Origin of the sequence: Burkholderia lata, from assembly GCF_000012945.1 — a bacterium.
Taxonomy (GTDB): domain Bacteria; phylum Pseudomonadota; class Gammaproteobacteria; order Burkholderiales; family Burkholderiaceae; genus Burkholderia; species Burkholderia lata.
In genome coordinates, this window is record NC_007510.1 from 1306496 (window position 1) to 1331952 (window position 25457).

The window sequence follows — 25457 nt, forward strand, 5'->3', positions numbered from 1 at the left end:
GGGGCATCGGCGTGGTGATAACGCGCGAACAGCGCGTCGAGCTGCGTCGTCGTGGCGGATGAGTCGAATGTCATGTCGATAACTCAGCGAGAGAAGGCAGGGAAGCCCGCGTGGTCCCAGAGGTCGGGCGGGCAGTGCAGCAGGCCGTCGATGTAGGCGACGCCCGGCTCACGATCGCGTGCTAGGAAGATCGGTCCGTCGAGATCGACGTGATCGCACTGTTGCCCGAGCAGAAACGCGGGAGCGATCGCCAGCGAGGTGCCTGCCATGCAACCGACCATCACGGACAAGCCGGCTTCGCGTACACGGGTGGCAAGATCGAACGCGCGCGTCAGGCCACCGCATTTGTCGAGCTTGAGATTGACGATGTCGTAGCGGCGCGTGACGGCGGGCAGATCGCCGAGATCCTGAAACGATTCGTCGGCCGCGAGCGGGATCGGACAGTCGATATGTTCGAGACAGGCATCCGCACCGATCGCAAACGGCTGTTCGAGCATGCAGACATCGAGCTGTTGCAGCACGGGGAGCATCGCGTCGAAGTGCGCGCGTGACCAGCCCTGATTCGCGTCGACAGAGAGTGGTATTTCCGGGCATACCTCGCGGATTTCGAAGAGGCGTGCGGCGTCGGCGGCGCTGCCGTCCAGCTTGACCTTCAGCGCCCTGGCGTGGGGCAGTCTTCGTGCGGCCCCGGCCATTGCGTTCGGCGTACCCACGCCGATCGTCATCGTGGTCCGCAACGGGCGCGGCTCGGAGAGGCCCGCGATGTGCCAGACGGGCATGGCCTGCTGTCGTGATTCGAGTGCCCACAACGCCGCATCGACCGCATTGCGCGCGCCGCCGGGTGGCAATACGTCGAGCAACTGCGCGCGCGTGACCCCCGCTTCTATCGATGGTCGGGCGCGGTCGATTTGCGCGACGATGGATTCGGGTGTCTCACCCAGGTAGAAGACCCCGGATGCTTCGCCGTTGCCGGCGTGGTGCCCGTCGTCGACGGTCACGCACACGAGGCGAGCGGCGTCGATGACGTGGCCGGTGATATGGAACGGAGCGGCCAACGGCCAGCGTTCGATACGCAGCGAGAGTGAGAGCGTGCGGGGTGACATGGAAGAGTGAGGAAGAAGGGAATTACGCATAGCGTTCGATTGCCTCGCGGACACCACGGCCCGCCGCGCGCATCAGCAGGCAGGCGGCAAAGAAGCCGAACGCCGCCACGCAGACGATCGACCACAGCAAGCCCTCGCTGAACGCGTGCAGGCGATCCGACATGAAGCCGATGAACACGGGGCTGCCGGACTGCACGACGATCGACGTCAGCGCGCCGATCGCCGCCACGCGCGAGCGCAGGTGGGCAGGGCAGATGTTCTGCATGATGGTGGGAAACAGCACCATGCCTGCGACCATGCAGGCGAGCTGGGCGCCGAAGAGCGCGTAGACGGGCGTCAGCGAGCCCACTGCCAGATAGAGGAACGACAGCCCTCCGGCGACCAGCGCGCCGCATTCACAGACGCGCAGCGGCGCGAGCACGCCGAAGCGCGCTCGCATGCGGCCGGCCACGAGTCCGCTGAGCACGCAACCCGCGATACCACCGGCCATCGCTGCCACACCCATGCCGCCGCCGGCTTCGGCCGGCGTCGCGCCGAAGGTTCGCACCGCCACGACCGGCATCCATGTCGCGACACCGCCGAACGACAGATTGACCAGTCCGATGGCACCGAAGAACTTGAGCATCATGATGGCTTCGCGCCGGAAGTAGACCGGTGCGGACGGCAGCGGCGCGGCAGTCCGGTGACGCGCGGCGGACGCGTTCGTGTCGCGGTGCTTGCCGGGTCGAATGAGTAGAACCAGTACGGCCAGCACGGGGGCCGGCAGGGCAACGGCAAAAAACGCGAGCCGCCACGGCGCGAGATCGGCAAGTCCGGCGGGCAACGCACCGTGCACGGCCGCGATGCCCTGCATCAGTGCGCCGCCGAGCGCCATTCCCGCCCCTGCGCCCAGCAGGTTGGCGAGCGCGAAGATCGCATTGGCGAGCACGCGCTGGCGCGCGGGGAAGAGGTCGGGAATCAGGCCGTAGATCACCGGCACCAGCCCGGCTTCGCCGATCCCCAGCCCGACGGTGGCGATGAACAATTGCCAGAAGTGGGTGGTTACGCCGCAGATCGCGGTGGCAGCGCTCCACACGAGGACACACGCGACCAGCACCACACGGCGATCCACGCGATCGGCGACCCAGCCGATCGGCAACGAGGCCACGCCCGCGAATAGCGCGATGCCTGCGCCTTGCATCAGGCCGATCTGCGTGTCGGTCAGCCCGAAATCGTGGCGGATGGGCTCGGTCAGCAGGATCAGCATCTGACGGTCGACGAAGGCGAAGAACGCCACGATCACGAGAATCGCGAGACCGAACCACGCGAGTGGTCCGGCGGGTGATTCCGATGGCGGGCTTTGTGCCGCCACGGGGGCGAGCACGTCGGGGTTGGAGTCGAACATGAGGGCTCCGTGATGAGAAGGCGGTTACTGCATGAACTGCTCGTTGCCCACGAGCCCGATGCGGTTCGCGCCGAGCCGCTGCGCGGACGCCATGACCATCGCGACGGCGCGGTAAGGCGCCGCCTTGTCGGGCCGCAAATGCAGTTCCGTCGGCGCGGGGTTGACGGCGACGTCGTGCAAGCGCGTTTCCAGTTGCTCGCGCGAACCCAGCGTCTCGCCATTCCACGCGATGGTGCCGTCGGCCGCGATATCGATCTGCACCACCGGCGGTGCCTGCGGTTGCGACGGCGGCGCGCCGGTCGGCATGTCCAGCTTCACCGCGTTCGTCTGGATGGGAATGGTGAGGATCAGCATGATGAGCAGGACCAGCATCACGTCGATGAGCGGTGTGGTGTTGATCTCGATCATCACGTCGGGTTCGTCGGCGTTGCCGGTGGGCATCGTCATGGCCATCTCGGGTCTCCTTGTCGGTGTGGACGAATCATTGGCGCGGCGGCGGTTCGGTGATGAAGTCGACCTTGACGATGCCCGCCCGCTGGCAGGCAAACACGACCCGGCCGATCGCGGCGTAGTGCGCGTCGAGATCGCCGCGGATATGGACTTCCGGTTGCGGCGATTGCACGGCCACCGCCTTGAGTTTCTCGACGAGCGTGGCCGCGTCCGGTACGCGCCGTTCGTCCCAGAACACGTCGCCTTCTTTCGTCACGGCGAGAATCACGTTCTGCGGGGTCGTTTGCAGCGGCTGCACGGCTTCCTTGGGCAGCGTGACCGGCACGGTGTGCGAGACCACCGGAATCGTGATGAGGAAGATGATCAGCAGCACCAGCATCACGTCGACCAGTGGCGTCGTGTTGATGGACGACATGGTCTCGTCGTGCTCGGCGCCCTCGCGCGGGCCTACGGTCATGGCCATGGCTTACCCCACGCGGGTGAGGGCGGCGGCCTTGGTCGCGGCGGCGGCGGCGGCCGTGGTCGTGCCGGTCAGGAGGACGATGTGCAATTCCGTCGAAAACCCGCGCACGCGCTCCATCACCGCCTTGTTGCGGCGCACGAGCCAGTTGTAGCCGAGCACGGCGGGCACCGCGACGGCCAGGCCGATCGCGGTCATGATCAGCGCTTCGCCGACCGGCCCCGCGACCTTGTCGATGGAGGCCTGGCCCGCGATGCCGATCGCAGTCAGCGCGTGATAGATGCCCCACACCGTGCCGAACAGTCCGATGAACGGCGCGGTCGAGCCGACGGTGCCGAGAAACGCGAGGCCGTCCTGCAGGCGGCTCGAGACGGACGTGGTCGCCCGCTCGATGGCCGCCGCGACCCACTGGTTGAGGTCGACCTGTTCGACCAGCGCGCCTTCGTGATGGTCGAATGCCGCGAGACCTGTTTCGGCGATGAAGCGGAACGGGCTGCCGGTGTCCAGTTTCTTCGTGCCTTCGCTGAGACTGCCCGCTTTCCAGAAACCCGTTTCCGCTGCCTTCGCGCGGCGCAGGACACGCGCTTGCTCGAGCAGTTTCGCGACGATGATGTACCAGCTGCCCATCGACATGACGACCAGGATGAGCAGCGTGCCTCGTGCGATGAAATCCCCGCCTTTCCAGAGCGCGTCGAGGCCGTAGGGATTCGTCACCGTATCGGTGGCGGCGTGGGCGGCGCTGGCCGCGAGGAACAGTGCCGTCACCAGGGCGGCCTTGCGGGTACGGTTGATCATGAACGTCTCCTGAAATGCGTTGGCAAGTAGAAAGGGAACGGCTGTCGAGCGCAGCCTCAATCGAGCTTGAAAGAGAAGGGCACCTGCACGCGGACTTCCTCGCCCTGTGCGACGCAGTGGAACTGCCGCACGGCGTTTTCCGCGGCCCGGTCGAGCACGGGCGCGGCCGACTGGGTCACGCTCAGGTCCTTGACGTTGCCGTCGGTGCCGACCACGAATGTCACGACGACGTCGCCGGTCAGGTTGTCCTTGAGCGCTTCACGCGGATAGCGAATGGCGGCGCGCACCTGCGTCGAGTTGGGACACACCACGCCGACGCTCGTCGACACCGGCGCTGCAGCGGCGGGCGGTGCAGGCGGCGCGACGGGGGCCGACGGCGCGGGCGTGGTCGACTGCGTAGTGATCGCGTTCGCCGACGGAGGTGCCGCGACGCGCACTTCCGGAGGCGGCACGAATGGCGGCGGTGGCGCGACGTGCTTCGGCGGCGGCGGGGCGATCTGCTTCGGTGGCGGTGGTGGAGGGGGCGGCGGCTTGATCTCTTCGATGATGCGCGTCTCGATCGGCTGACGAATCACGTCCACGACTTTCGTCGCGAGACCGGTGAGCAATGCGTAGACGATCACCGCATGCAATCCGACCACGAAGGCGATGCCGCCAATGCGCCGGACAGGTGGCTTGGGTTGTGCGTAGTTCATGGCCCGCGTGTCTCCTGCCTCGATATGACCTGGGAGCCACGTTAAGACCCGGGCATTTCTGGTTCATATCGGCTTTGTATCGGCGCTGATACAAAGTCTTTCCGGATGGGCAGGGTTGCGGCGGGAGTCGGGAAACCAGACGGGGCGGTGAAGGCGGACGATGCTCGGCGGCGTCTGTTCGGGAAAATACCGGGCGGGTTATCCATGACGTGAATGCTCGTCAGGCATCCCGATTTTTCCCGATGACCTTGTAGGGCAAGGTGCCGGGGCAATTATTTCAACGCTGCAACAATTCGTGCAAAAAGCCCTTATATTGGCGGGCAATAATGAGTGCGGGGGACATCTCACCGCCGCAACATCGGAGACAAGACGCCGTGAACAAAGCGATTCGTATTCTCGTCGTCGACGACGACTCGCAGATTCGCAGCCTGTTGTGCGACTGCCTTGCAGACTTCGGCATGACGACCGCGCAAGCCGGCACCGGTGCGGAAATGCATCTCGCGCTCGGGGAGGGCGGCTTCGATCTCGTGGTGCTCGACCTGATGCTGCCGGACGACGACGGCCTCAATCTCTGCCGCGAGATTCGTGCGACCTCCGAGATTCCGTTGATCATCCTGACCGCGCGCGGCGAGATGACCGACCGGATCGTCGGACTGGAACTCGGCGCCGACGACTATATCGTCAAGCCGTTCGAACCGCGTGAACTGGTCGCGCGCATCCAGACGATCCTGCGCCGCGTGCGCGCGCAAACGCAAGGCCGCACGAGGGCGCAGGAGGAAAGCCGCTTCGCCGGATGGCGGCTTCACCAGATCGGCCGCCACCTGATTGCGGCCGACAACACGGTCATTCCATTGTCGAACGCGGAATTTCGCCTGCTCAATGCGTTCCTCGCCGCGCCGGGGCGAGTACTGAGCCGCGAGTACCTGATGGATACCGCGCGCGGCAAGTCGATCGACACGTTCGACCGCAGCATCGACGTGCAGATCTCACGCTTGCGTCAGAAGCTGCGCGAGGACATCAAGGAGCCGCGCCTGATTCGCACGATTCGCGGGGAAGGCTACATGCTGGATGTCGGGCATCGTTAGGTGTGCGTGCTGATCGTTGCAGCCGATCGTCGGCATGCGATGCAAGCAGCGCGGTGGGCTGTGTGCCGGCACCGCCATCATCGACCCGATCAATCGCTCGCGGGTTTCCTGCCTTTGCGGCGCCGTGCCGGTTGCGAAGGCGCTCGATTGGCATCGGGCGACGGAATCCGAACCCTGTCGATCAGCGCCCGCAGCCCTCCGGAAACATGGCGATGACCGGGGTAATACAGGCACAGCCCCGGCATGACCGGACACCAGTCGGCCAGCACGCGTTCGAGACGCCCATCGGCCAGCGCATCGTGAACGAGATGATCGGGCACGAACGCAATTCCGATGCCGTCGATCGCGGCATCGACCATCAGCGGCTGGTCGGTCAGCGTGAGCGGGCCGCTGACGTTCACCGTTTCGACGACACCGCGGCGCTCGAACTCCCAGCGGTAGATCGCACCGCTATCGAAGCGAAAGCGGATGCAGGCGTGCCGCTCCAGATCCTGCGGTACGTCGGGGCGGCCATGCGCGGCGAAATAAGCGGGCGACGCGACGGCGGCGAACCGCACCGGATCGGACACGCGCACCGCGATCATGTCCTGCGGCACGGCTTCGGCCAGCCGGATCCCCGCGTCGAATCCACCGGCGACGATGTCGCCGAGCCTGCCGTCCGTCACGATGTCGAGGTGGACCTGCGGGTAGTCGCGCAGGAAGCGCGCGAGCACCGGCTTCAGCACGAGGCGGATCGCCCCTTCGCTCGCGTTGATGCGCACGGTGCCGCTGGGCGTGTCGCGCATCCCGTCGACCGCGAGCATCGCCTCCGCAACCGACGAGATCGCCGGGCGGAGCTTGTCGACGAGCCGCTCGCCGGCGTCCGTCAACGACACGCTGCGCGTGGTGCGATTGAACAGGCGAACGCCCAGGCGCTGCTCGAGGCTCTTGATCGAATGACTGATTGCCGACGGCGTGACGTCGAGCTCGATCGATGCCGCGCGAAAGCTGAGGTGCGTGGCCGCGGCGAGGAACACGTTGAGCGAGAAGAGATCGCCGGTTTTCAATTGATGAGCAGAGTTCATCTTCACGTAAAGATTGGCGAGATTGTCATGATAATGCGCCTTTTCTAGACTAGGCCCTGCGTACGGTTGAACAAGGAGCAGGCAATGAAGATGAAGGCGATCGTGATGACCGGGGCCAATCGGCCCTGGGAAGTGCAGGAAGTGGCGGTACCGGTAGCCGGGCCGGGGCAGGTGCTGGTGAAGGTGCACGCGTCCGGGATGTGCTACACGGACGTCTGGGCCACGCAGGGGTTCGGTGGCGACATTTACCCGCAGACACCCGGCCACGAGGTGGTCGGCGAAATCGTCGAAGTGGGCGCGGGCGTGCATGCGCGCCGGGTGGGCGACCGGATCGGCACGACGTGGGTGCAGTCCGCGTGCGGGCGCTGCCCGTACTGTCGCGAGCATCGTCCGCTGTCCGGCCAGACGGCCGTGAATTGCGATGCGCCGCGGACCACCGGGTTCGCGTCGCAAGGCGGGCACGCGGAGTACATTGCCGTCGCGGCCGAGGGCACGGTGCTGCTGCCCGATGCACTGGCCTATGTCGATGCCGCGCCGATGATGTGCGCGGGCTACACGACGTGGAGCGGCTTGCGCGACGCGGCGCCGCAACCGCACGAGAAGGTCGCCGTGCTCGGCATCGGCGGACTGGGGCACGTGGCGCTGCAACTGTCCCGCGCGTGCGGCTTCGAAACCATCGCGATCACGCATTCGGCCGACAAGCGCGACCTCGCCATCGGGCTGGGCGCGGACCGGGTCGTCGAAAACGGCGCGGCGCTGCGCGACCTGGGCGGCGCGGATGTCCTGCTGGTCACGACCAACGAGTTCAGTACTGCAGAGGAGGCCATGACGGGCGTGCGGGTCGACGGCCGGGTGATCCTCTGCGGGCTCGACTTCAGCAAGCCGTTCTCGATCGCGTCGCAGCGCAAGCCGTTCCACATGATGCGCCAGCAGGTCATCGGCTCCACGCATGGCGGCTTGCGCTACCTGAGCGAAGTGCTGGACCTCGCCGCCAAAGGCAAGGTCAAACCGATCGTCGAGACGTTCTCGCTGGACCAGGCGACTGAAGCCTATGACCGCCTCGCGTCCGGGAAGATGCGCTTTCGCGGCGTATTCACGCCCGCGCAGAGCCACTGACGCTCAAAGGTGCCCGGGGGAGGCGGGGACGCCTCTCCCGGCAAGCGCGCGTGGCCGACTCGCCGCGCGCCGCATCCGCATCCGCCTCCGCACGGTGATCGGAGTGGTCACATCGATCGGCCAGGCTCGCTCACGATCGACATCCCCCTGATATCGACTGCCGCCCGATCGGGCGCGGCACGCCGGCGTCGACCGGCGCGGCTGGCCCTCGCCCGGCCGCGGCCGCGACGGGCTCCGTGAATTCCCGTCAGGCCCCGGTTCGCCCCCGGCACGGCCACGCCGGGCCCCCGGCTGGCGCCCGCGCGGCGGGCTCCGGCCCCCGACATGGCAAATCTGCTCACCGCGGTCGAGCGGGTTGGTCATCGACGGCTGGCCCCATATTGCCTAAATTTAAAAGATTGACGTGCCTATCCGCACGCCAGTCAGCGCGCAGGCCGGCAACCGGTCGCGCGTTCCTAATCAGCGTGAGACACAATCGAGCGTGGAGACGACACGATGAGCCTGTCAGAGCCATTGCGTCTGCATGTGCCGGAGCCCACCGGGCGCCCGGGCTGCAAGACGGACTTTTCCTATCTGCATCTATCGCCGGCCGGTGCCGTTCGCCGCCCGCCGATCGACGTAGCCGCGGCGGACACCGCCGATCTCGCCCGCAGCCTCGTGCGCGTGCTCGACGACAGCGGCAAGGCCGTCGGCCCGTGGGCACCGGATCTCGACGATGCGCGGCTGATCGCCGGCCTGCGCGCGATGCTCAAGACCCGCATTTTCGACGCGCGCATGATGATCGCGCAGCGTCAGAAGAAAATCTCCTTCTACATGTTGAGCCTCGGCGAAGAGGCGATCGGCACCGCGCACGCGATGGCGCTGCGCGACGGTGACATGTGCTTCCCGACCTACCGCCAGCAGAGCATCCTGATCGCGCGCGACGTATCGCTCGAGCGAATGATCTGCCAGCTGATGTCGAACGAAGGCGACCCGCTGAAAGGCCGCCAGCTCCCCGTGATGTACTCGGACCGCGAAGCCGGCTTTTTCTCCATTTCCGGCAACCTCGCGACGCAGTTCATCCAGGCGGTCGGCTGGGCGATGGCGTCGGCGATCAAGGGCGACACGAAGATCGCGTCCGCGTGGATCGGCGACGGCGCGACGGCCGAATCCGACTTCCACACCGCGCTCACGTTCGCGCACGTGTACCGCGCGCCGGTCGTGCTGAACGTCGTCAACAACCAGTGGGCGATCTCGACGTTCCAGGCGATCGCGGGCGGCGAAGGCACGACCTTCGCCGGTCGCGGCGTCGGCTGCGGGATCGCGTCGCTGCGCGTCGACGGCAACGACTTCCTCGCGATCTACGCGGCGTCGAGCTGGGCGGCCGAACGCGCGCGCCGCAACCTTGGCCCGACGCTGATCGAGTGGGTGACCTACCGTGCGGGCGCGCACTCGACGTCGGACGATCCGACCAAGTACCGGCCGAGCGACGACTGGTCCCATTTCCCGCTCGGCGATCCGATCGAGCGCTTCAAGCGCCACCTGATCGTCAAGGGCATCTGGTCCGACGGCGCGCACGAAGCGTTGACGGCCGAGCTCGAGGCCGAGGTGATCGCCGCGCAGAAGGAAGCGGAGAAATACGGCACGCTGGCCGACGACCGGATTCCGTCGCCGGCGTCGATGTTCGACGACGTGTACAAGGAGCTGCCCGCGCACCTGCGCCGTCAGCGCCAGGAACTGGGAGCGTGATCATGGCGCAACAAGAGACAGGCACTGCAACGCAGCCGATGACGATGATCCAGGCGCTGCGCTCGGCGATGGACGTGATGCTCGGGCGCGACAGCGACGTGGTCGTGTTCGGGCAGGACGTCGGTTATTTCGGCGGGGTATTCCGCTGTACCGAAGGACTGCAGAACAAATACGGCAAGTCGCGCGTGTTCGATGCGCCGATCTCGGAAAGCGGGATCGTCGGCGCGGCGGTGGGGATGGGCGCATACGGGCTGCGCCCGGTGTGCGAGATCCAGTTCGCCGACTATTTCTATCCGGCATCCGACCAGATCGTGTCGGAAGGCGCGCGGCTGCGCTATCGCTCGGCCGGCCAGTTCATCGCGCCGATGACGATCCGCATGCCCTGCGGCGGCGGCATCTACGGCGGCCAGACGCACAGCCAGAGCCCGGAGGCGATGTTCACGCAGGTGTGCGGGCTGCGCACGGTGATGCCGTCGAATCCGTACGACGCGAAGGGGTTGCTGATTGCATCGATCGAGAACGACGATCCGGTGATCTTCCTCGAACCGAAACGGCTGTACAACGGGCCGTTCGACGGCCATCACGACCGGCCGGTCACGTCGTGGCTCAAGCATCCGGCCAGCGCGGTGCCCGAGGGCTACTACACGGTGCCGCTCGATACGGCCGCCGTGGTGCGGCCCGGCAACGACGTGACGGTGCTGACCTACGGCACGACGGTACACGTGTCGCTCGCCGCGGCCGAGGAGACGGGCATCGATGCGGAGGTGATCGACCTGCGCACGCTGTGGCCGCTCGACCTCGACACGATCGTCGCGTCGGTGCGCAAGACCGGCCGCTGCGTCGTGGTGCACGAGGCGACGCGCACCTGCGGTTATGGTGCGGAACTGGTAGCGCTGGTCCAGGAACATTGCTTCTACCACCTCGAGGCGCCGGTCGAGCGCACGACGGGCTGGGATACGCCGTATCCGCATGCGCAGGAGTGGGCGTACTTTCCGGGCCCGGCCCGGGTCGGTGAAGCGTTGCGACGCGTGATGGAGGCGTGAGATGGGGATTCATGTCATCAAGATGCCGGATATCGGCGAAGGGATTGCCGAGGTCGAGCTGGTGGCCTGGCACGTGGAAGTCGGGCAGACGATCAAGGAAGACCAGCCGCTCGCCGATGTGATGACCGACAAGGCGGCGGTCGAGATTCCGTCGCCGGTGACGGGCAAGGTGATCGAACTCGGCGGCCGGATCGGCGAGATGATGGCGGTCGGCAGCGAGCTGATTCGCCTTGAGGTCGAAGGCGACGGCAACCTGAAGGCCGGCGCACCGGTGCGGGAATCAAAGGTAGCAACCGCACCGGTCGCGGCAGCGCCGTCGAAGGCGGTGGCCGACGCGGCGGCGGAATCGTCCGCCAAGCCGGCGCCGAAGCACGCACCGGCGGAGCCGCGTCGCGCGAAGCATGCCGAGCACGCGGAGCGCGTCGAGCCGCCGCGCGCGGCGCTCGCGCCGGGTGAACGGCCGCTCGCGTCGCCGGCCGTGCGCCAGCGCGCGTGGGACATGGGCGTCGAGCTGCGCTACGTGCGCGGCACCGGTGAAGCAGGGCGGATCCTGCACGCGGATCTCGATGCGTATGCAGGATCCGGCAGCGGGGCGGCGCGCGGATCGCGTGGCGCGCATGCGCACGGCTACGGCGAACGCAACGATGAAACCGAAGTGCCGGTGATCGGCTTGCGGCGAGCGATCGCACGCAAGATGCAGGAAGCGAAGCGCCGCATTCCGCACTTCAGCTACGTCGAGGAGATCGACGTCACCGAGCTCGAATCGCTGCGTACGGATCTGAACCGCCGCTACGGCGACACGCGCGGCAAGCTCACGCCGCTGCCGTTGCTGATCCGCGCGATGGTGATCGCGTTGCGCGACTTTCCGCAGATCAACGCGCGTTTCGACGACGAAGCGGGTGTCGTCACGCGCTACGGCGCGGTGCACATGGGCGTCGCGACGCAGACGGACGGCGGCCTCACGGTGCCCGTGCTGCGTCATGCCGAAGCGCGCGACGTGTGGTCGATTTCCGCCGAAATCGCGCGGCTCGCCGACGCAGTGCGCGCGAACCGTGCGCAGCGCGACGAGCTGAGCGGCTCGACGATCACGATCTCGAGCCTCGGCGCGCTCGGCGGCATCGTGTCGACACCGGTCATCAATCATCCTGAAGTCGGCATCGTCGGCGTGAACCGCATCGTCGAGCGGCCGATGATCCGCGACGGCGCGGTCGTCGCACGCAAGATGATGAACCTGTCGTCGTCGTTCGACCATCGCGTCGTCGATGGCGCGGACGCAGCCGAATTCATCCAGGCCGTGCGCGCGGTGCTCGAGCGCCCGGCACTGCTGTTCGTGGAGTGAGCGCGATGAAGAATGAACATACCACGCTGCTCGTGATTGGCGGCGGCCCGGGCGGCTACGTCGCCGCGATTCGCGCCGGCCAGCTCGGCATTCCGACCGTGCTCGTCGAGCGCGACCGGCTCGGCGGCACGTGCCTGAACATCGGCTGCATTCCGTCGAAGGCGCTGATCCACGTGGCCGACGCATTCGAACAGGCCCGCGGCCACGCGGGCGAGGGCGCGCTCGGAATCCGCGTGCGCACGCCCGAGATCGACATCGGGAAAAGCGTCGCCTGGAAGGACGGCATCGTCGACCGGCTGACGCGCGGGGTCGGCGCGCTGCTCAAGAAGAACGGCGTGCGCGTGCTGCACGGCGACGCGCAGGTGGTCGACGGCAAGACCGTCGACGTCGTCGCCGGCGGCCACACGACGCGAATCAGCTGCGAGCACCTGTTGCTCGCGACCGGCTCCGAACCGGTCGCGCTGCCGTCGATGCCGTTCGGCGGGCATGTCGTGTCGTCCACCGAGGCGCTGTCGCCCGAGACGTTGCCGAAGCGGCTGGTCGTCGTCGGGGCCGGGTATATCGGGCTCGAACTCGGGATCGTCTATCGCAAGCTCGGCGTCGACGTCAGCGTCGTCGAAGCGGCGGAGCGCGTGTTGCCCGCGTACGATGCCGAACTCGTGCGGCCGGTCGCCGATTCGCTCGCGCGGCTCGGCGTGCGGCTGTTGCTCGGCCACAAGGTGCTCGGGCCCGCGGAACACGGCGCGGTGCGCGTGCAGGCCGCGGATGGCGCGGAGCAGACGCTGCAGGCCGATCGCGTGCTGGTTGCGGTCGGCCGCCGGCCGCGGGTCGACGGCTTCGGGCTCGAGTCGCTGCCGCTCGATCGCAACGGTCGCGCGCTGTGGATCGACGACGAATGCCGGACGTCGATGCGCAACGTCTGGGCGATCGGCGACGTGGCCGGCGAGCCGATGCTCGCGCATCGCGCGATGGCGCAGGGCGAGATGGTGGCCGAGCTGATCGCCGGCAAGCGCCGCAAGTTCATGCCCGCGTCGATCCCGGCCGTGTGCTTCACCGACCCGGAGATCGTCACGGCCGGCTGGTCGCCGGATGACGCGCGTGCGGCCGATGTCGATTGCGTGAGCGCGTCGTTCCCGTTCGCGGCGAACGGGCGCGCGATGACGCTGCAGGCGACCGACGGCTTCGTGCGCGTCGTCGCGCGACGCGACAACCACCTGATCGTCGGCTGGCAGGCGGTCGGGCGCGGCGTGTCGGAGCTGGCCGCGGCGTTCTCGCAGTCGCTGGAGATGGGCGCGCGACTGGAGGACATCGGCGGCACGATCCATGCGCACCCGACGCTCGGCGAAGCACTGCAGGAAGCCGCGCTGCGTGCGCTCGGGCACGCGTTGCACGTCTGACGTGCAGCACGCGTGACACAACGGGCCGCACCGATAGGCGATGCGGGTATCGGTGCGGCTCCGTGCATTTCCCGCCTGACAGGTGGCGGGAGATGCCGTTCAACCCTTGACCTCGGTCGGCGCGACGCCGTCCGACGCGTCTCTAGAAGTCGACACACGCTACAGCCGTCGACCGACTTTCATCCGATGATTGGCGACGCCCGGCGTCGCGCAAGCCGGTCACGCCGATGCGGCGACGTTCGGCAATCGGATTGTTAGTGAATCGTGGATAGTTCATCTCCGCGGCACCCGTTTCTTCCATCGCGGCCGCTCGGCTACACTCGATCGACATCCCTATCTGCATAGCTATCCGAAGCGTTGCTTCGAAGCCGATTGCCGCTTCCTGGTCGTCGGAATGACGCGGTGCATTGTGGCGCTCGGCTGGGCATTGCCGAAACCGCGTGAGCACGCGGCCGGACCTGCTGCAGCCGGGCATGCACACGGAGCGCACCGGGAAACGCAACAGCCCGGAACGGCACCGCCGTTTTCTTCTTCCTTCAAAGTCATCGAGGATCTGCAACATGAAGACCGACTCGCTTCATCATCCTGTCGTGCGGCGTGCGATCGACGCGTTGCAGCAAGGCGACGGTGCCGGCTGGGCCGCGCTGTTCGCACCCGGCGCGACGCTGTACGACGACGGCCGGCCACGCGACCTGCACGCGTTCAACCGCGATGCGATCGGTTCCGAGCGCTTCACGTCGATCGATCGCGTCGAGAACGACGGCCTCGACATCTACGGCCAGTTTCATTCGGACCGCTGGGGCACGTTCCGCACGTACTTCAAGTTTCACATCGACGGCGAAGGCCGGATTGCGCGACTCGACATCGGACAGGCGTGAGCCGTTCGCGTGACAGGAGAACATGATGCATACGCTCTGGACGATCGTCGCCGGTGTTCTGTTGCTGGCCGTGTTCGTGTTGTTCGGGCAGTTGTGGGGCACGCAGGCGGCCTCGCTCGCGTTCGCCGCGAAGGCGTTCGTGCCGGTCTGGCTCGGCCTGTCGCTGGTCAATCTGTGGATCGGCGTGCAGCGGGCCGGCTACGGCGTACGTGAGGAACTGCCGATCCTCGTGATCGTATTCGGTGTGCCGGCCGCGATTGCCGTGGCTGCCGCGCTGCTGCTTCAGCGCGCCTGAACCGAACGGCGACGACGCGCCGCGCACGATCGCGCGTCCGTCGTCGTCGACCGGTTTCTTTCCGCCCGTCACTGATCCATTTCCCATGAAGCGCGATACGCCTTTGCTTGCTGCGCCGCCGGCCCGGGATGTCGTTGCGTTCTGGCGCGATGCGGGGCCTGCGCAATGGTTTGCCAAGCATCCCGATTTCGATTGCCGCTTTCGAGAGCGTTTTCTCGACACGCATCTGGCCGCTGCAAGGCGCGAATTCGACGACTGGCTGTCGACGCCGTACGGAACGCTCGCGCTGCTGTTGCTTACCGACCAGTTTCCGCGCAATGCGTTTCGCGGCACCGCGCAGATGTACGCGACCGACGCGCTGGCGCGGCAGTTCGCGACGCATGCATACGAGCACGGCCAGATGGCGCATGTCGAGCGGCCGCTGCGCCTGTTCTTCTGCCTGCCGTTCGCGCATTCGGAAAACCTCGACGACCAGCGGATTTCGGTCGAACTGAACGGCAGGCTCGGCCAGCCGTGGCTGTCGCACGCGAGGCGACACCGGGACATCGTCGCGCGCTTCGGCCGCTTTCCGCATCGCAACCCGCTGCTCGGCCGCGAGACGACGCGCGACGAGGCGCGCTTTCTCGCGGAAGGCGGGTTCGCCGGATGAGCACACCGGTTCGCGCAGCATGGCCGCCGCGGCGGCCATGCGTGCGTCAGCGCAGGAACTCGATGCCGAACGAGCCGGCCGTGTCGACGATATGCCCCGCATGCGGCGCCTCGAAATGACCGGGCAGCAGCAGTGCGCCGTGCTCGACGCAATGCGCGAGCAATTCGAAGCGACTCTTCGCGGCGAGCTGGCGGTCGTCGCAGACCTTGCTGCTCCATTGCCAGAACGGGATCTGGATCGGCGAGTGCAGCATGTCGCCGCTGAACACGCCGCGCGAGCCCTGCGACGTCAGCTCGATGCGCACGTGGCCGGGAGAATGGCCCGGTGCGTGGCGGATCAGGAACGTGTCGTCGAGCTCGTAGGTATCGTCGAACATCGTGGCCTGGCCGGCCTCGATCACGGGCAGCACGCTGTCGTTGTACATCGGGCTGAACCACGCGGGGCCGGCGGGGCCTTCGCCCCGGATCGCACGGACCAGGTGATCGTGCTCGACCTGCGAGATCACGTAGCGCGCGTTCGGAAAGGTCGGCACCCAGACACCGTTGATGAGTTGCGTGTTCCAGCCGACGTGATCGGCGTGAAGGTGGCTGCACATCACGTAGTCGATTTCCTCGGGCTGGATGCCGAGCGCGCGCATCCGGTCGAGATAGCGCGTCGACAGCCGGTGCATTTCCGGCAGCCCGGGCCGCTCCTTGTGGTTGCCGATACAACTGTCGATCAAAACCGTATGCCGGCCGGTGCGCACGATCCAGCTGTGCACGGGCATCGGGATGCGGCCGCTTTCGGGATCGTAGTGCGTCGGCGCGAGCCAATGCTCGTGCTCCGCCACGCGTGCGCGGTCGAAGTCCGGCAGCCAGCTCTGCGCGGTTTCGCCGAGCAGCGTCGTGTCGTACAGCCGGATGATTTCGACGTTGCCCAGCGCGAGGGAGAAGGCATGCGGCTCGGCATTCGTGATGTGTGCATGGCAGTGCGCATGCCCGCAGGAATGGGTCATCGGTGTCTCCTGAATGAATTGGAATGAATCGAAGCGGGGCGTGGTGTGCTGCCCCGCGCACGACGGTCTACATCGGTGCGGTGGCGCGAACCTGCGCCTGCGGCACGGGCATGGCTTTCCCGGTCATGAAATCGGCTGCGCGTTCGGCCATCGTCATGATCAGCGCGTTGGTCGGCCCGCGGATGATGCGCGGGATCGACGAGCCGTCGACCACCCGCAATCCGGCGACGCCGCGCACGCGCATCTGCGTATCGACCACGGCCGCCGGATCGTCGTCGCGACCCATGCGGCACGTGCCGACCGGGTGATGAAGGGTGATCGCGACACGACGAATGAAGGCGTCGACGTCTGCGTCGCTCTGGACCTGCGGGCCCGGTGCGATCTCTGCGTCGATGAACGGGCGCAGCCCGGCCTGCGCGCCGATTTCCCGCATGCGCCGGAACATCTCGCGCGCTGCGACGCGATCGTGCTCGGTGGCGAGGAAGTTTTGCTCGATCCGCGCGTGCTGGGCCGGATCGGCCGACTTCAGCGACACGCGGCCGCGGCTTTCGGGCGTGAGGAAAATGCCCTTGATCGCGAACGAATCGGCATACGCGTGCTTGAACGGCTCGAAGTACGGCGCGGCGTTCATCGCGCCGGCCGCGAGGATCAGCTGCACGTCCGGCAGCGGCAGGTGAGGCTGGCTGCGGACCAGCCCGAGCGCGGCGGCGGGGATCGCACTCGAGAAGCCGTTGCCGCCTGCCAGCGTGCGCGCGACGTCGAACGCGATACGGTCGGCACGCATCATCCGGTGCAGCGGCCCCGGTTCCTTGCGGCTCCAGCGCAGGTCGAACACGATGTGGTCATGCAGGTTGGCGCCCACGCCGGGCAATTCGACTTTCGACGCGATGCCGTGCGTGCGCAGGCTGTCGGCCGCGCCGATGCCGGAGAGCATCAGCAGCTGCGGCGAATTGATCACGCCGCCGCAGAGGATGACTTCGCGGCGTGCATCGGCGCGGTAGTCGGACTCGCCACGGCGATACTCGATCGCGATGGCGCGCGGCGTACCGCTGTCGGTATCGAGCACGATCCGTTTCGCGAGGGCCCCGGTCACCAGCGTGACGTTGCCGCGCGCGAGCGCCGGGCGCAGATAGGCGACCGCGGCGCTGCAGCGCAGGCCGTTGCGGATGGTGGCCTGCATCGGCCCGAAGCCTTCGACGGATGCGCCGTTGTAGTCGTCGTTTTCCGGATAGCCGCACGCACGCGTCGCGTCGAGAAAGCCGCCGACCAGCGGGTCGCGATAGTCGAGCTTGATCACGGTCAGCGGGCCGCGACCGCCGCGCAACGCCGATTCGCCGCGCTCCCACGATTCGGAGCGCTTGAAGTACGGCAGCACCGCGTCGTAGGACCAGTCGGTCAGGCCGAACTCGTCGGCCCAGCCTTCGTAGTCTTCCCGCGCGCCGCGTGCGTAGGCCATGCCGTTGATCGACGACGAGCCGCCCACCACCTTGCCGCGCGCGCACTCGATCCGGCGACCGTCCATGCCGGCTTCCGGCTCGGTGAAATAGCCCCAGTCGAACAGCCGGTTCTTCAGAATCTGGCCCCACGTCAGCGGCACCTTGATGTACGGCGAGCGATCCTGTTCGCCGGCCTCGATCACGAGGATGCGGACGTTCGGATCCTCGCCGAGCCGGTAGGCGAGTGCGCAACCGGCCGAGCCGGCGCCGACGATCACGTAGTCGTACGAATCGGTTTTCATTGCCGCACCTCGCGGTGCCGGGCAGCAGGGCAGGCCGGCGCAACCCGCGAACGCGGGGCGCGGCGACCGGCCGGAACAGGCGTCGAACGAACCATGATGTCTCCAGGTGGGCCTGAACGCAGGCCTCTCGGTTGTGGGTTCATTCGATTGTGCGTAACCTGAAACATATCTTCCAATACGTATTGCGGTGCCATCCGATACCCGGATGGCTATGGGCGAGGGGACTGTGCGCGGATTCGATTCATATCTCACTTTTCAGAAGCTCGAGGTGTTCTGCACGGTGGTCGAGCTCGGCAGCGTCACGCGCGCGGCCGACCGGCTGTGCATCGCGCAGCCGGTCGTGACCGCGCATGTGCGTAGCATGGAGAAGCGGCTCGGCTATGCGCTCGTGAAGCGCGCCGGCCGCAACATCGCGCTCACGGAAGCGGGCGAGCGCATCTATCGATGGGCAACCGAGGTCATCACGCGCACGCGCGAGGTCGAGCGCGAACTCGCCGGTCTCGAGCAGGGTGAAATGGGCAACGCGGCGGTCGCGACGTCGATGTCGATCGGCTCGTACGCGTTGCCGCCGCTGTTCGCCGAGTTCCACCGGCGGCAGCCCGACGGGCTCGTGACCGTGCAGATCCTGACGCCGCAGGCGGCCGTCGATGCGATCCGCGTCGGCGGGTGCGATTTCGCGGTCATCCTGATCGCGGCCAATCAGGATCTCGACGGGCTGACGACCATTCCCGTGTGGGAGGACGAACTGCTGCTCGTGTGCGGCGCATCGAGCCCGTGGGCCGCGCAGCCGGCCCGCGAGCTCGACCTGCGCGGCGTGCCGTTCGTCAGCACGCCGCGCCACCAGCCGCGCCGCGAGCTCGAAGAGGCGCTGCTGCGCGAGCGCGGCCTCGAGCAGCGCAAGGTCGTGATGGAACTCGGGCATCCGGAAGCGATGAAGCACGTGGTGCGCGAGAACCTCGGCGTGAGCTTCATGTTCGCGTCGGCGGTGCGCGCGGAGGTCGAGCGGCGCGAGCTGGTCGTGCTCGATCGCCCCGAGCTGTCGATGAAGGTGCCGATCTATCTCGTGCATCGCGACGACAAGCGCTTCTCGGCGTTCCAGGCCGAGCTCGTGCAATTCATCGTCGATTCCGCGTCGCCCGGCGCGGCAGCGGGCATCCCGAATTCATAGTCAATGGGCTATCTGTTTGGCGATCAATAGCTAATAGACCTATGGTCGGCCCGGTTCTAAGCTGGCCGGGTGCTTGACGGTCCGCATCGAGACGCGATGCGGGCGTGCGCACTGCCAGTCAACCCGAAAACAGGCCGACCCATGTGTACTCTTCATCTTCAGTCCGGCGGCGCCGCCGCGTATGCGGACGATGCCGGGCGTCCCGCCGATGCGCCGGACCCCGCGCTCGTCGAGGATCTCGTCTGCGCGAACCGCATCCTGTTCGACCAGGGCATCGTCGATGCCTTCGGCCATGCCAGCGTCCGTCATGACAAGGATCCGCAACGCTTCCTGCTGGCGCGCAACATGGCGCCGGGTACCGTCGGCATCGACGACATCGTCGAATTCACGCTGGACGGCGTGCCGGTCAATGCCGGCGGGCGCGCCGTCTATCTGGAGCGCTTCATTCACGGCGAGATCTACAAGGCGCGTCCGGACGTGCAGGCGATCGTGCACAGCCATTCGCCGACCGTGCTGCCGTTCAGCGTGACGAAACGCACGCCGCTGCGGCCGGTGTGCCACATGAGCGGATTTCTCGGCGCGGGTACGCCCGTGTTCGAGATTCGCGATACCGCCGGCGACGCGACCGACCTGCTCGTGCGAGACAACGCGCTCGGCGCGGCACTGGCGCAGCGGCTCGGCCGTGCGGCGTTCGTGCTGATGCGCGGCCACGGTTCGACCGTGGTGGCGCCGACGCTCAAGCAGGCCGTGTATCGCGCGGTCTATGCGGAAGTCAATGCGCGCATGCAGATCGAGGCGCTGCAACTGGGCGACGTGGTCTATCTCAGCGAGCAGGAAGCCGCGACCGCGTGTGCCAACATCGAAACGCAGGTCGAGCGCCCGTGGGCGCTGTGGAAGCAGCGCGTGCAGCGCGGCGACATGCGCTGACCGGCGCCCGAATCATCGAGGAGACGAGTATGGACGAGCAGTTGATAACCGGCCGTTTGCTGATCGACGGCGAACTGGTCGACAGCGAGACCGGTGAGTGGGCGGCGTCGATCAACCCGGCCACCGAGGCCGTGATCGGCCGCGCGCCGGCCGGTTCGCGCCGGGACGTCGCGCGAGCCGTGGATGCGGCGCAGCGCGCGTGGCCGGCGTGGGCCGAGCGGACCGGCGAGGAGCGCGGCGAGCTGCTGCGCGGGTTTGGCGAGCGCTTGCTCGAACGCGCGGAGGAACTGTCGCGCATCGAGGTGCTCGATTCGGGCAACACCTATGTGCCGACGCTCGCGAGCATGCACGAGACGGTGCGCAGCCTGCGCTACTACGCGGGGCTCGTGCACGGGCTGCACGGCGAGACGATCCCGGCCACCGGCCGGAACCTGCACATGACCGTGTACGAGCCGTATGGCGTCGTCGGCCGGATCGCCGCGTTCAATCATCCGGCGATGTTCTCCGCGGCGCGTACCGCATCCGCGCTCGTGACCGGCAACACGGTGGTGGTGAAGCCGCCCGAAACGTCGCCGCTATCCGTGCTCGTGCTCGGCGAGGTCGCGCGCGACACGTTGCCGGCCGGCGTATTCAACATCGTCAACGGCACGGGTGCGGAAGTCGGCGATGCGCTGGTGCGCCATCCGGACGTGAAGCGTCTCGCGCTGATCGGGTCCGTGGCGACCGGGCAGGCGATCCAGCGCAGCGCGGCGGAAGTGGGCGTGAAGCACGTGACGCTCGAGCTCGGCGGCAAGAATCCGATGATCGTGTTTCCGGACGCGGATCCGGATGCGGCGGCCGACAGCGCGGTGCGCGGGATGAATTTCTCGTGGCAGGGCCAGTCGTGCGGATCCAATTCGCGGCTGCTGGTGCACGACGACATTTATGACGACGTGCTCGCGCGTGTCGTCGAGCGCGTGGCCGCGATCCGCGTCGGCGATCCGATGTCGCCCGATACGGGCATGGGCCCGATCAATTCGCGCAAGAGCTACGACCACGTGATGAGCTTTCTCGATCCGGCGCAGACGCACGGTGCGCGGCTGATGACGGGGGGCCGCCGCCCGCCCGGGCATGCTTTCGAAAAAGGCTTCTGGGTCGAGCCGACCGTCTATGCCGATGTCACGCCCGGGATGCGGCTGTGGCGCGAGGAAGTCTTCGGCCCGATTCTGTCGGTGGCGCGATGGCGCGATGTCGATGAAGTGGTCGCGATGGCCAACGACACGGAATACGGGCTCTCGGCCGCGATCTGGACCAATGACATCCGGCAGGCGCTCAACACCGCGCGTCGCATCCGTGCGGGCAGCGTGTTCGTCAACGGCAGCAACACGCACTTCCTCGGCGTGCCCTGGGGCGGCTTCAAGAACAGCGGCGTCGACCGGGAAGAGGGGATCGAGGAGATGTATAGCTACGTCGAGAAGAAGGTCATCAACGTGATGTTGTGACACGCATGACTGGCCGCCGGTCGTTCCCGTCATCGACGGTTTCGGCCGGCGATGACGGGCGCGATCCATCAATGGAAGTCGGGTAACGCAGCCCGCGACAGCGTATCAAGTCGGGAATACACCTCCCGCACGCATGAATTAGATAGTTTTACTAATAAAAATGACGCGCTGGCGCACGGGAAATCCGCATGCGACCGGTGCGTCGAACCTTGACGGTCTGGAGACAGTATTCGTGAGAATGAAGGCAATGGCCGTCGCGCTGGCGACGGTGTCGTGCCACGTGCACGCGCAGAGTTCGGTGACGCTGTTCGGTCTGGTCGACAACGGCATCTCGTACGTGAGCAATTCGGGCGGCAAGTCGCTGGTTCAGGCGATGTCCGGCATCCAGGCACCCAACCTGCTCGGGATCCGCACGGTCGAGGATCTCGGCGGCGGGTTCCAGGCGCTCGTCTTCATGGCGTCGCAGCCCGATATCAACAGCGGCACGGTGCGCGGCGGCGCGCTGTCCGGGCGCGAATCCTATGTCGGCATCGTCACGCCCTACGGCACCGTGACGCTCGGCAGGCAGTTCGACTACATGTTCGACAACCTGTCGCTGCATCGCTGGGGGCACGAGATTTCCTATGTCAGCCTGTACCAGCTGCCGGGCGGCCCGTTCTCGAAACTGGGCGCGGCGCTCGGCACCTTCGACTACACGCGCATCGCGGGCGGAGGTGCGACGCCGAACGCGGTCAAGTTCACGTCCGCGTATTACGGCGGGTTCCGGTTCGGCGCGTTGTATGGCTTCAGCAACATCGCCGGGCAGACCGGCAGCAACAACCTGTCGAGCTTCGGCGTTTCTTACGACAACGGGCCGTTGCGGCTGGATGCGGCGTACACGTATTCGAAAGAGGAAGGGATCGACAACGGGCACCTCGGCATCCGCAATGCCGGCGCGGGCGGACGCTATACATTCGGCGACTTCGCGCTCGACGCGCTGTACGTGAATACGCGCAACACGCTGACGGGCGCACACGTCGACACCTACGAAATCGGCGGACTGTACCGGTTCGCGCCGGATTTCTTCGCGTATGCAAACTATCTTTACGCGAAGGGCAACCGGCAACTGACCGGCAATCATTCGAACCAGGCCGGCATCACGCTCGACTACCTGCTGTCGAAGAAAACCGACGTCTACATGAGCGCCGTGTATCAGCAGGCGAGCGGCGGCGAGGACGTGATCGCGTCGGTGTGCGGCACGTTCACCGCATCGTCGGGCGCGCGGCAGGGCGTGTTGCGGGTCGGCGTTCGAACGGTGTTCTAGGCGATCCGCGCGCGGCACCATGCGGGTGGACGGCATTCATTTCGCCGTCACCTCGCGATAGAACGCATCGATCGCATCGACCATCTGCGACAGCCCCGGCTGTTCGAGCGGATAGTGGCCCGCGTTGTCCAGCATGACGACCTTCACCGGCACTTTGCGCACGCGCTGCAGGAACGGTTCGCTCAGGTGCAGCGGCGTCCAGCGATCCGCAGCCGGTTGCGTGAGCAGGATCGGGCACACGGCGAAATCCTCCGGCTCGACCGCCGGCCGGTACGACATGTAGGAATCGAGGAACGCGATCGTCATCGCATTGCCGGCGGAGGTGCGATCCGACAGCCACACCTTCAGCGCATCCGGGTCGTTGACGAGCGCGGACATCTTGCTGGCGAGCGTCATCGGTACCCGCATCGATTTCAGCGGAGTCATCGCGGTGAGATGCATCATCGGGCTGCCGACGCGGCTCATGAACACGCTGCGCGCGGTTTCGTCGCGCACCTGCTGAAGGCGCTGGTCGAGGAAGGTCATGCCGACGATGCCCTTGACCTTGCCGTTCAGCGCGGCCACGTGATACGTGAGCATCCCGCCCGCGCTCAGTCCGTAGAGCACGATCGGCCGGTCGTCCTTTGCGCGCTCCGCGTCGATCAGATCGCTGCCCGCGCGCACCCAGTCGTCATAGCGGACCAGCGCACCCCTGGCGACTTCGGTCATCCCGTATTCGGGCATGTCGACCGCGACCGTTTCGTAGCCGCGGCGCGCGAGCTGCTCGCCGAGGATCATCGACATCTGCCGGCCGTTGGTGCCTACGCCATGAAACAGGATCACCTTCACCCGCGCTTGCGGGTTGCGGTACGTGTCGAGATGCATGCGATGGCCGTGCCAGGACCACCATTCTTCCGTCGGTTGCTGGCCGTCCTTCCACTGGAAGTCGGTCGGAAGGAATTTCTGCATGTCGCGCCAGACGGGCTGGTCGGCGTAGGTCTTGGGCATGGTGGCGGACTCCGGTGGATTGGGCGAAACGGCATCGTCGGCCAGTGCCGGTGCGAGCGGTGCACTCGACAGGCCGGCAGCCAGCAGCAGCGTGCGGGCCGGACGAAAGAGCGAGGTGAGCTTCATGGTGAGCGACGCCGTGCGGGTTGCGATGGCATCCATCATCGGCGCGCAGGCTCGCGCGATCCATGCTGGGGCAGGCCAACCGCTTTAGAATCTAGGCCAACCCACGTCGCGAGGCGTCTGATGAATGTCTGGAACTTTGCCCGCAGCCCGGCTTCCGTCCTGCTGATGATCGACTTCGGTCGCGACCGCAAGATCGCGCCGCCGGCGTTGCTCAAGGGGTCGCAGCTCACGCTGAAGCAGCTCGCCGACCCGGATTTCACAGTGCTGGCCGCGCAGGAGCTGGCGGTGGCGTCGAACCTGCTCGACCTGACCGCCGGCGAGGCCGGCGTCGGCCTCAAGGTCGGGCTGTCGTACCAGCTGTCGGCTTACGGGCTGCTCGGGTACGGGCTGCTGAGCAGCGCGACCGGCATGGACGCGATCGCGCTCGCGGGCCGCTACCTGGCGCTGACCTATACGTTCGTCGGGATGACGTTCCACCGCGCCGGGCAGCGCGACGTGATTCAGTTCGACGCGTCGCCGGAGCTTGCCGCGAACGTGCAGCGCTTCTTCGTCGAACGCGCGATGGGCGCGACGTGCCGGGTGCTGCGCGACGTGATCGGCAGTGCGTTCGAACTCGCGACGTTCGATCTCGCGTATGGCGCCGGCCCCGGCGCTGACGCTGACGCTGACGCGAAGCAGCCGGTGCTCGGCGCGATGATCCGGCACGGGCAGCCGGCCAGCACGCTCACGTTCGAGCATGCGCATCTCGAGCGGCCGTTGCCGCAGGCGAATGCCGCGACCGCGGCGATGTGCGAGCGCATGTGTGCCGAGCTGATCACGCGCAGGCGGACGCGCGTCGATCTCGTTTCGTTCCTGAACGAATACCTGGCCACGCGCCCGTTCGACCGGCCGCCGCAGCTGAAGGACATCGCGACGCTGCTCAACACCAGCGAGCGCACGTTGAAGCGCCGGCTGCAGGAAGAGGGCGCGTGCTTTCGGGACATTTCGAGCGCGGTGCGCAAGACTCGCGCGCAGGCGCTGATCGCCGAAGGGCGGCTGTCGATCAAGGAAATCGCGCAGGAACTGGGATTCAGCGACATGTCGTCGTTCTCGCAGGCGTACAAGCGCTGGACGGGTGTCGCGCCGAGCGTATCGCGACAGGAGACGGCCGGTTCGTAGCGCGCGTTCCGGCGGCCCGGCATCGCAGATACAGAAAAGCCCGTGAGCAAGCTGATGCTCACGGGCTTTTTCGTCGTCGCGGCGGGGTGGGCCG

At 66.9% G+C, this 25457-nt stretch carries 25 protein-coding genes; 14 read left to right on the top strand and 11 right to left on the bottom strand.

The window, feature by feature from the left end; genetic code table 11:
- Positions 1-83: 83 nt before the first annotated feature.
- The 6 genes from BCEP18194_RS11870 to BCEP18194_RS11895 are packed head-to-tail and all read right to left on the bottom strand — an operon-like array spanning position 84 to position 4887.
- Positions 84-1133: a dipeptide epimerase gene (locus tag BCEP18194_RS11870; protein WP_011351517.1), complete on the bottom strand. Its 1050-nt coding sequence runs from the start codon at positions 1131-1133 to the stop codon at positions 84-86.
- The gene (locus BCEP18194_RS11875) at positions 1126-2487 is read right to left on the bottom strand and encodes an MFS transporter (protein WP_011351518.1); all 1362 of its coding nucleotides are present in this window, start codon (positions 2485-2487) and stop codon (positions 1126-1128) included. The genes BCEP18194_RS11870 and BCEP18194_RS11875 overlap by 8 nt, the downstream gene beginning before the upstream one ends.
- A 24-nt stretch (positions 2488-2511) precedes the next feature.
- The gene (locus BCEP18194_RS11880; protein WP_011351519.1) at positions 2512-2940 is read right to left on the bottom strand and encodes an ExbD/TolR family protein; all 429 of its coding nucleotides are present in this window, start codon (positions 2938-2940) and stop codon (positions 2512-2514) included.
- Between the two features lie 28 nt (positions 2941-2968).
- Positions 2969-3400: an ExbD/TolR family protein gene (locus tag BCEP18194_RS11885; RefSeq protein ID WP_011351520.1), complete on the bottom strand. Its 432-nt coding sequence runs from the start codon at positions 3398-3400 to the stop codon at positions 2969-2971.
- Between the two features lie 3 nt (positions 3401-3403).
- The gene (locus BCEP18194_RS11890; RefSeq protein WP_011351521.1) at positions 3404-4192 is read right to left on the bottom strand and encodes a MotA/TolQ/ExbB proton channel family protein; all 789 of its coding nucleotides are present in this window, start codon (positions 4190-4192) and stop codon (positions 3404-3406) included.
- A gap of 56 nt (positions 4193-4248) precedes the next feature.
- Positions 4249-4887, bottom strand: a complete 639-nt coding sequence (locus BCEP18194_RS11895; RefSeq protein ID WP_011351522.1) for an energy transducer TonB — start codon at positions 4885-4887, stop codon at positions 4249-4251.
- 374 nt (positions 4888-5261) lie between these two features.
- Between BCEP18194_RS11895 and BCEP18194_RS11900 the strand changes: the two genes are divergently transcribed.
- The gene (locus BCEP18194_RS11900; protein WP_174934982.1) at positions 5262-5972 is read left to right on the top strand and encodes a response regulator; all 711 of its coding nucleotides are present in this window, start codon (positions 5262-5264) and stop codon (positions 5970-5972) included.
- A gap of 89 nt (positions 5973-6061) precedes the next feature.
- Here the strand turns inward: BCEP18194_RS11900 and BCEP18194_RS11905 are convergent, their stop codons facing one another.
- Positions 6062-7036, bottom strand: coding sequence for a LysR family transcriptional regulator (locus tag BCEP18194_RS11905; protein WP_011351524.1), 975 nt, complete (start codon positions 7034-7036; stop codon positions 6062-6064).
- A gap of 198 nt (positions 7037-7234) precedes the next feature.
- Between BCEP18194_RS11905 and BCEP18194_RS11910 the strand changes: the two genes are divergently transcribed.
- The 5 genes from BCEP18194_RS11910 (at position 7235) to lpdA (ending at position 13659) form a co-directional block, all read left to right on the top strand.
- Positions 7235-8152, top strand: coding sequence for an alcohol dehydrogenase catalytic domain-containing protein (locus BCEP18194_RS11910; protein ID WP_208860710.1), 918 nt, complete (start codon positions 7235-7237; stop codon positions 8150-8152).
- 495 nt (positions 8153-8647) lie between these two features.
- Positions 8648-9880 carry a 3-methyl-2-oxobutanoate dehydrogenase (2-methylpropanoyl-transferring) subunit alpha gene (locus tag BCEP18194_RS11915; RefSeq protein WP_011351526.1) on the top strand — a complete coding sequence of 411 codons (1233 nt, stop codon included), beginning with the start codon at positions 8648-8650 and terminating at the stop codon, positions 9878-9880.
- Between the two features lie 2 nt (positions 9881-9882).
- Positions 9883-10923, top strand: coding sequence for an alpha-ketoacid dehydrogenase subunit beta (locus BCEP18194_RS11920; RefSeq protein WP_011351527.1), 1041 nt, complete (start codon positions 9883-9885; stop codon positions 10921-10923).
- 1 nt (position 10924) lies between these two features.
- Positions 10925-12262, top strand: coding sequence for a dihydrolipoamide acetyltransferase family protein (locus tag BCEP18194_RS11925; protein WP_011351528.1), 1338 nt, complete (start codon positions 10925-10927; stop codon positions 12260-12262).
- 5 nt (positions 12263-12267) lie between these two features.
- Positions 12268-13659 (top strand): dihydrolipoyl dehydrogenase, encoded by a 1392-nt coding sequence (lpdA, locus tag BCEP18194_RS11930; RefSeq protein ID WP_011351529.1) that lies wholly within the window; start codon positions 12268-12270, stop codon positions 13657-13659.
- A 142-nt stretch (positions 13660-13801) separates the two neighbouring features.
- Here the strand turns inward: lpdA and BCEP18194_RS41155 are convergent, their stop codons facing one another.
- Complete coding sequence (locus BCEP18194_RS41155) at positions 13802-14221, bottom strand: hypothetical protein (protein ID WP_157687165.1); 420 nt, start codon at positions 14219-14221, stop codon at positions 13802-13804.
- Between BCEP18194_RS41155 and BCEP18194_RS11935 the strand changes: the two genes are divergently transcribed.
- From BCEP18194_RS11935 to BCEP18194_RS11945, 3 genes are all read left to right on the top strand, one after another.
- Positions 14220-14537, top strand: a complete 318-nt coding sequence (locus tag BCEP18194_RS11935) for a hypothetical protein (protein ID WP_011351531.1) — start codon at positions 14220-14222, stop codon at positions 14535-14537. The genes BCEP18194_RS41155 and BCEP18194_RS11935 overlap by 2 nt on opposite strands.
- Positions 14538-14562: 25 nt before the next feature.
- Positions 14563-14832 carry a hypothetical protein gene (locus BCEP18194_RS11940; protein ID WP_011351532.1) on the top strand — a complete coding sequence of 90 codons (270 nt, stop codon included), beginning with the start codon at positions 14563-14565 and terminating at the stop codon, positions 14830-14832.
- 85 nt (positions 14833-14917) lie between these two features.
- Complete coding sequence (locus BCEP18194_RS11945; RefSeq protein ID WP_011351533.1) at positions 14918-15481, top strand: DUF924 family protein; 564 nt, start codon at positions 14918-14920, stop codon at positions 15479-15481.
- A gap of 46 nt (positions 15482-15527) precedes the next feature.
- On the opposite strand, the gene BCEP18194_RS11950 is transcribed toward BCEP18194_RS11945, so the two are convergent.
- Together BCEP18194_RS11950 and BCEP18194_RS11955 are read right to left on the bottom strand one after the other, a co-directional pair.
- The gene (locus BCEP18194_RS11950) at positions 15528-16475 is read right to left on the bottom strand and encodes an MBL fold metallo-hydrolase (RefSeq protein ID WP_011351534.1); all 948 of its coding nucleotides are present in this window, start codon (positions 16473-16475) and stop codon (positions 15528-15530) included.
- A gap of 67 nt (positions 16476-16542) precedes the next feature.
- A complete protein-coding gene (locus tag BCEP18194_RS11955; protein WP_011351535.1) occupies positions 16543-18213 on the bottom strand; it encodes a GMC family oxidoreductase in 1671 nt (556 codons plus the stop codon).
- Between the two features lie 211 nt (positions 18214-18424).
- Here BCEP18194_RS11955 and BCEP18194_RS11960 point away from each other — a divergent pair, with 211 nt between their 5' ends.
- The 4 genes from BCEP18194_RS11960 (at position 18425) to BCEP18194_RS11975 (ending at position 23092) form a co-directional block, all read left to right on the top strand.
- Positions 18425-19381 carry a LysR family transcriptional regulator gene (locus tag BCEP18194_RS11960; RefSeq protein ID WP_244272940.1) on the top strand — a complete coding sequence of 319 codons (957 nt, stop codon included), beginning with the start codon at positions 18425-18427 and terminating at the stop codon, positions 19379-19381.
- 141 nt (positions 19382-19522) lie between these two features.
- The gene (locus BCEP18194_RS11965; RefSeq protein ID WP_041492790.1) at positions 19523-20308 is read left to right on the top strand and encodes a class II aldolase/adducin family protein; all 786 of its coding nucleotides are present in this window, start codon (positions 19523-19525) and stop codon (positions 20306-20308) included.
- Positions 20309-20337: 29 nt separating this feature from the next.
- On the top strand, positions 20338-21789 hold the full coding sequence (locus BCEP18194_RS11970) for an aldehyde dehydrogenase family protein (RefSeq protein ID WP_011351538.1): 1452 nt from the start codon (positions 20338-20340) through the stop codon (positions 21787-21789).
- A gap of 238 nt (positions 21790-22027) precedes the next feature.
- The gene (locus tag BCEP18194_RS11975; RefSeq protein ID WP_041493042.1) at positions 22028-23092 is read left to right on the top strand and encodes a porin; all 1065 of its coding nucleotides are present in this window, start codon (positions 22028-22030) and stop codon (positions 23090-23092) included.
- A 36-nt stretch (positions 23093-23128) separates the two neighbouring features.
- Here BCEP18194_RS11975 and BCEP18194_RS11980 read toward each other — a convergent pair whose 3' ends face one another.
- Positions 23129-24205 carry an alpha/beta hydrolase gene (locus BCEP18194_RS11980; protein ID WP_063712428.1) on the bottom strand — a complete coding sequence of 359 codons (1077 nt, stop codon included), beginning with the start codon at positions 24203-24205 and terminating at the stop codon, positions 23129-23131.
- A gap of 120 nt (positions 24206-24325) precedes the next feature.
- Here BCEP18194_RS11980 and BCEP18194_RS11985 point away from each other — a divergent pair, with 120 nt between their 5' ends.
- Positions 24326-25363 (top strand): AraC family transcriptional regulator, encoded by a 1038-nt coding sequence (locus BCEP18194_RS11985; protein WP_011351541.1) that lies wholly within the window; start codon positions 24326-24328, stop codon positions 25361-25363.
- Positions 25364-25457 lie beyond the last annotated feature (94 nt).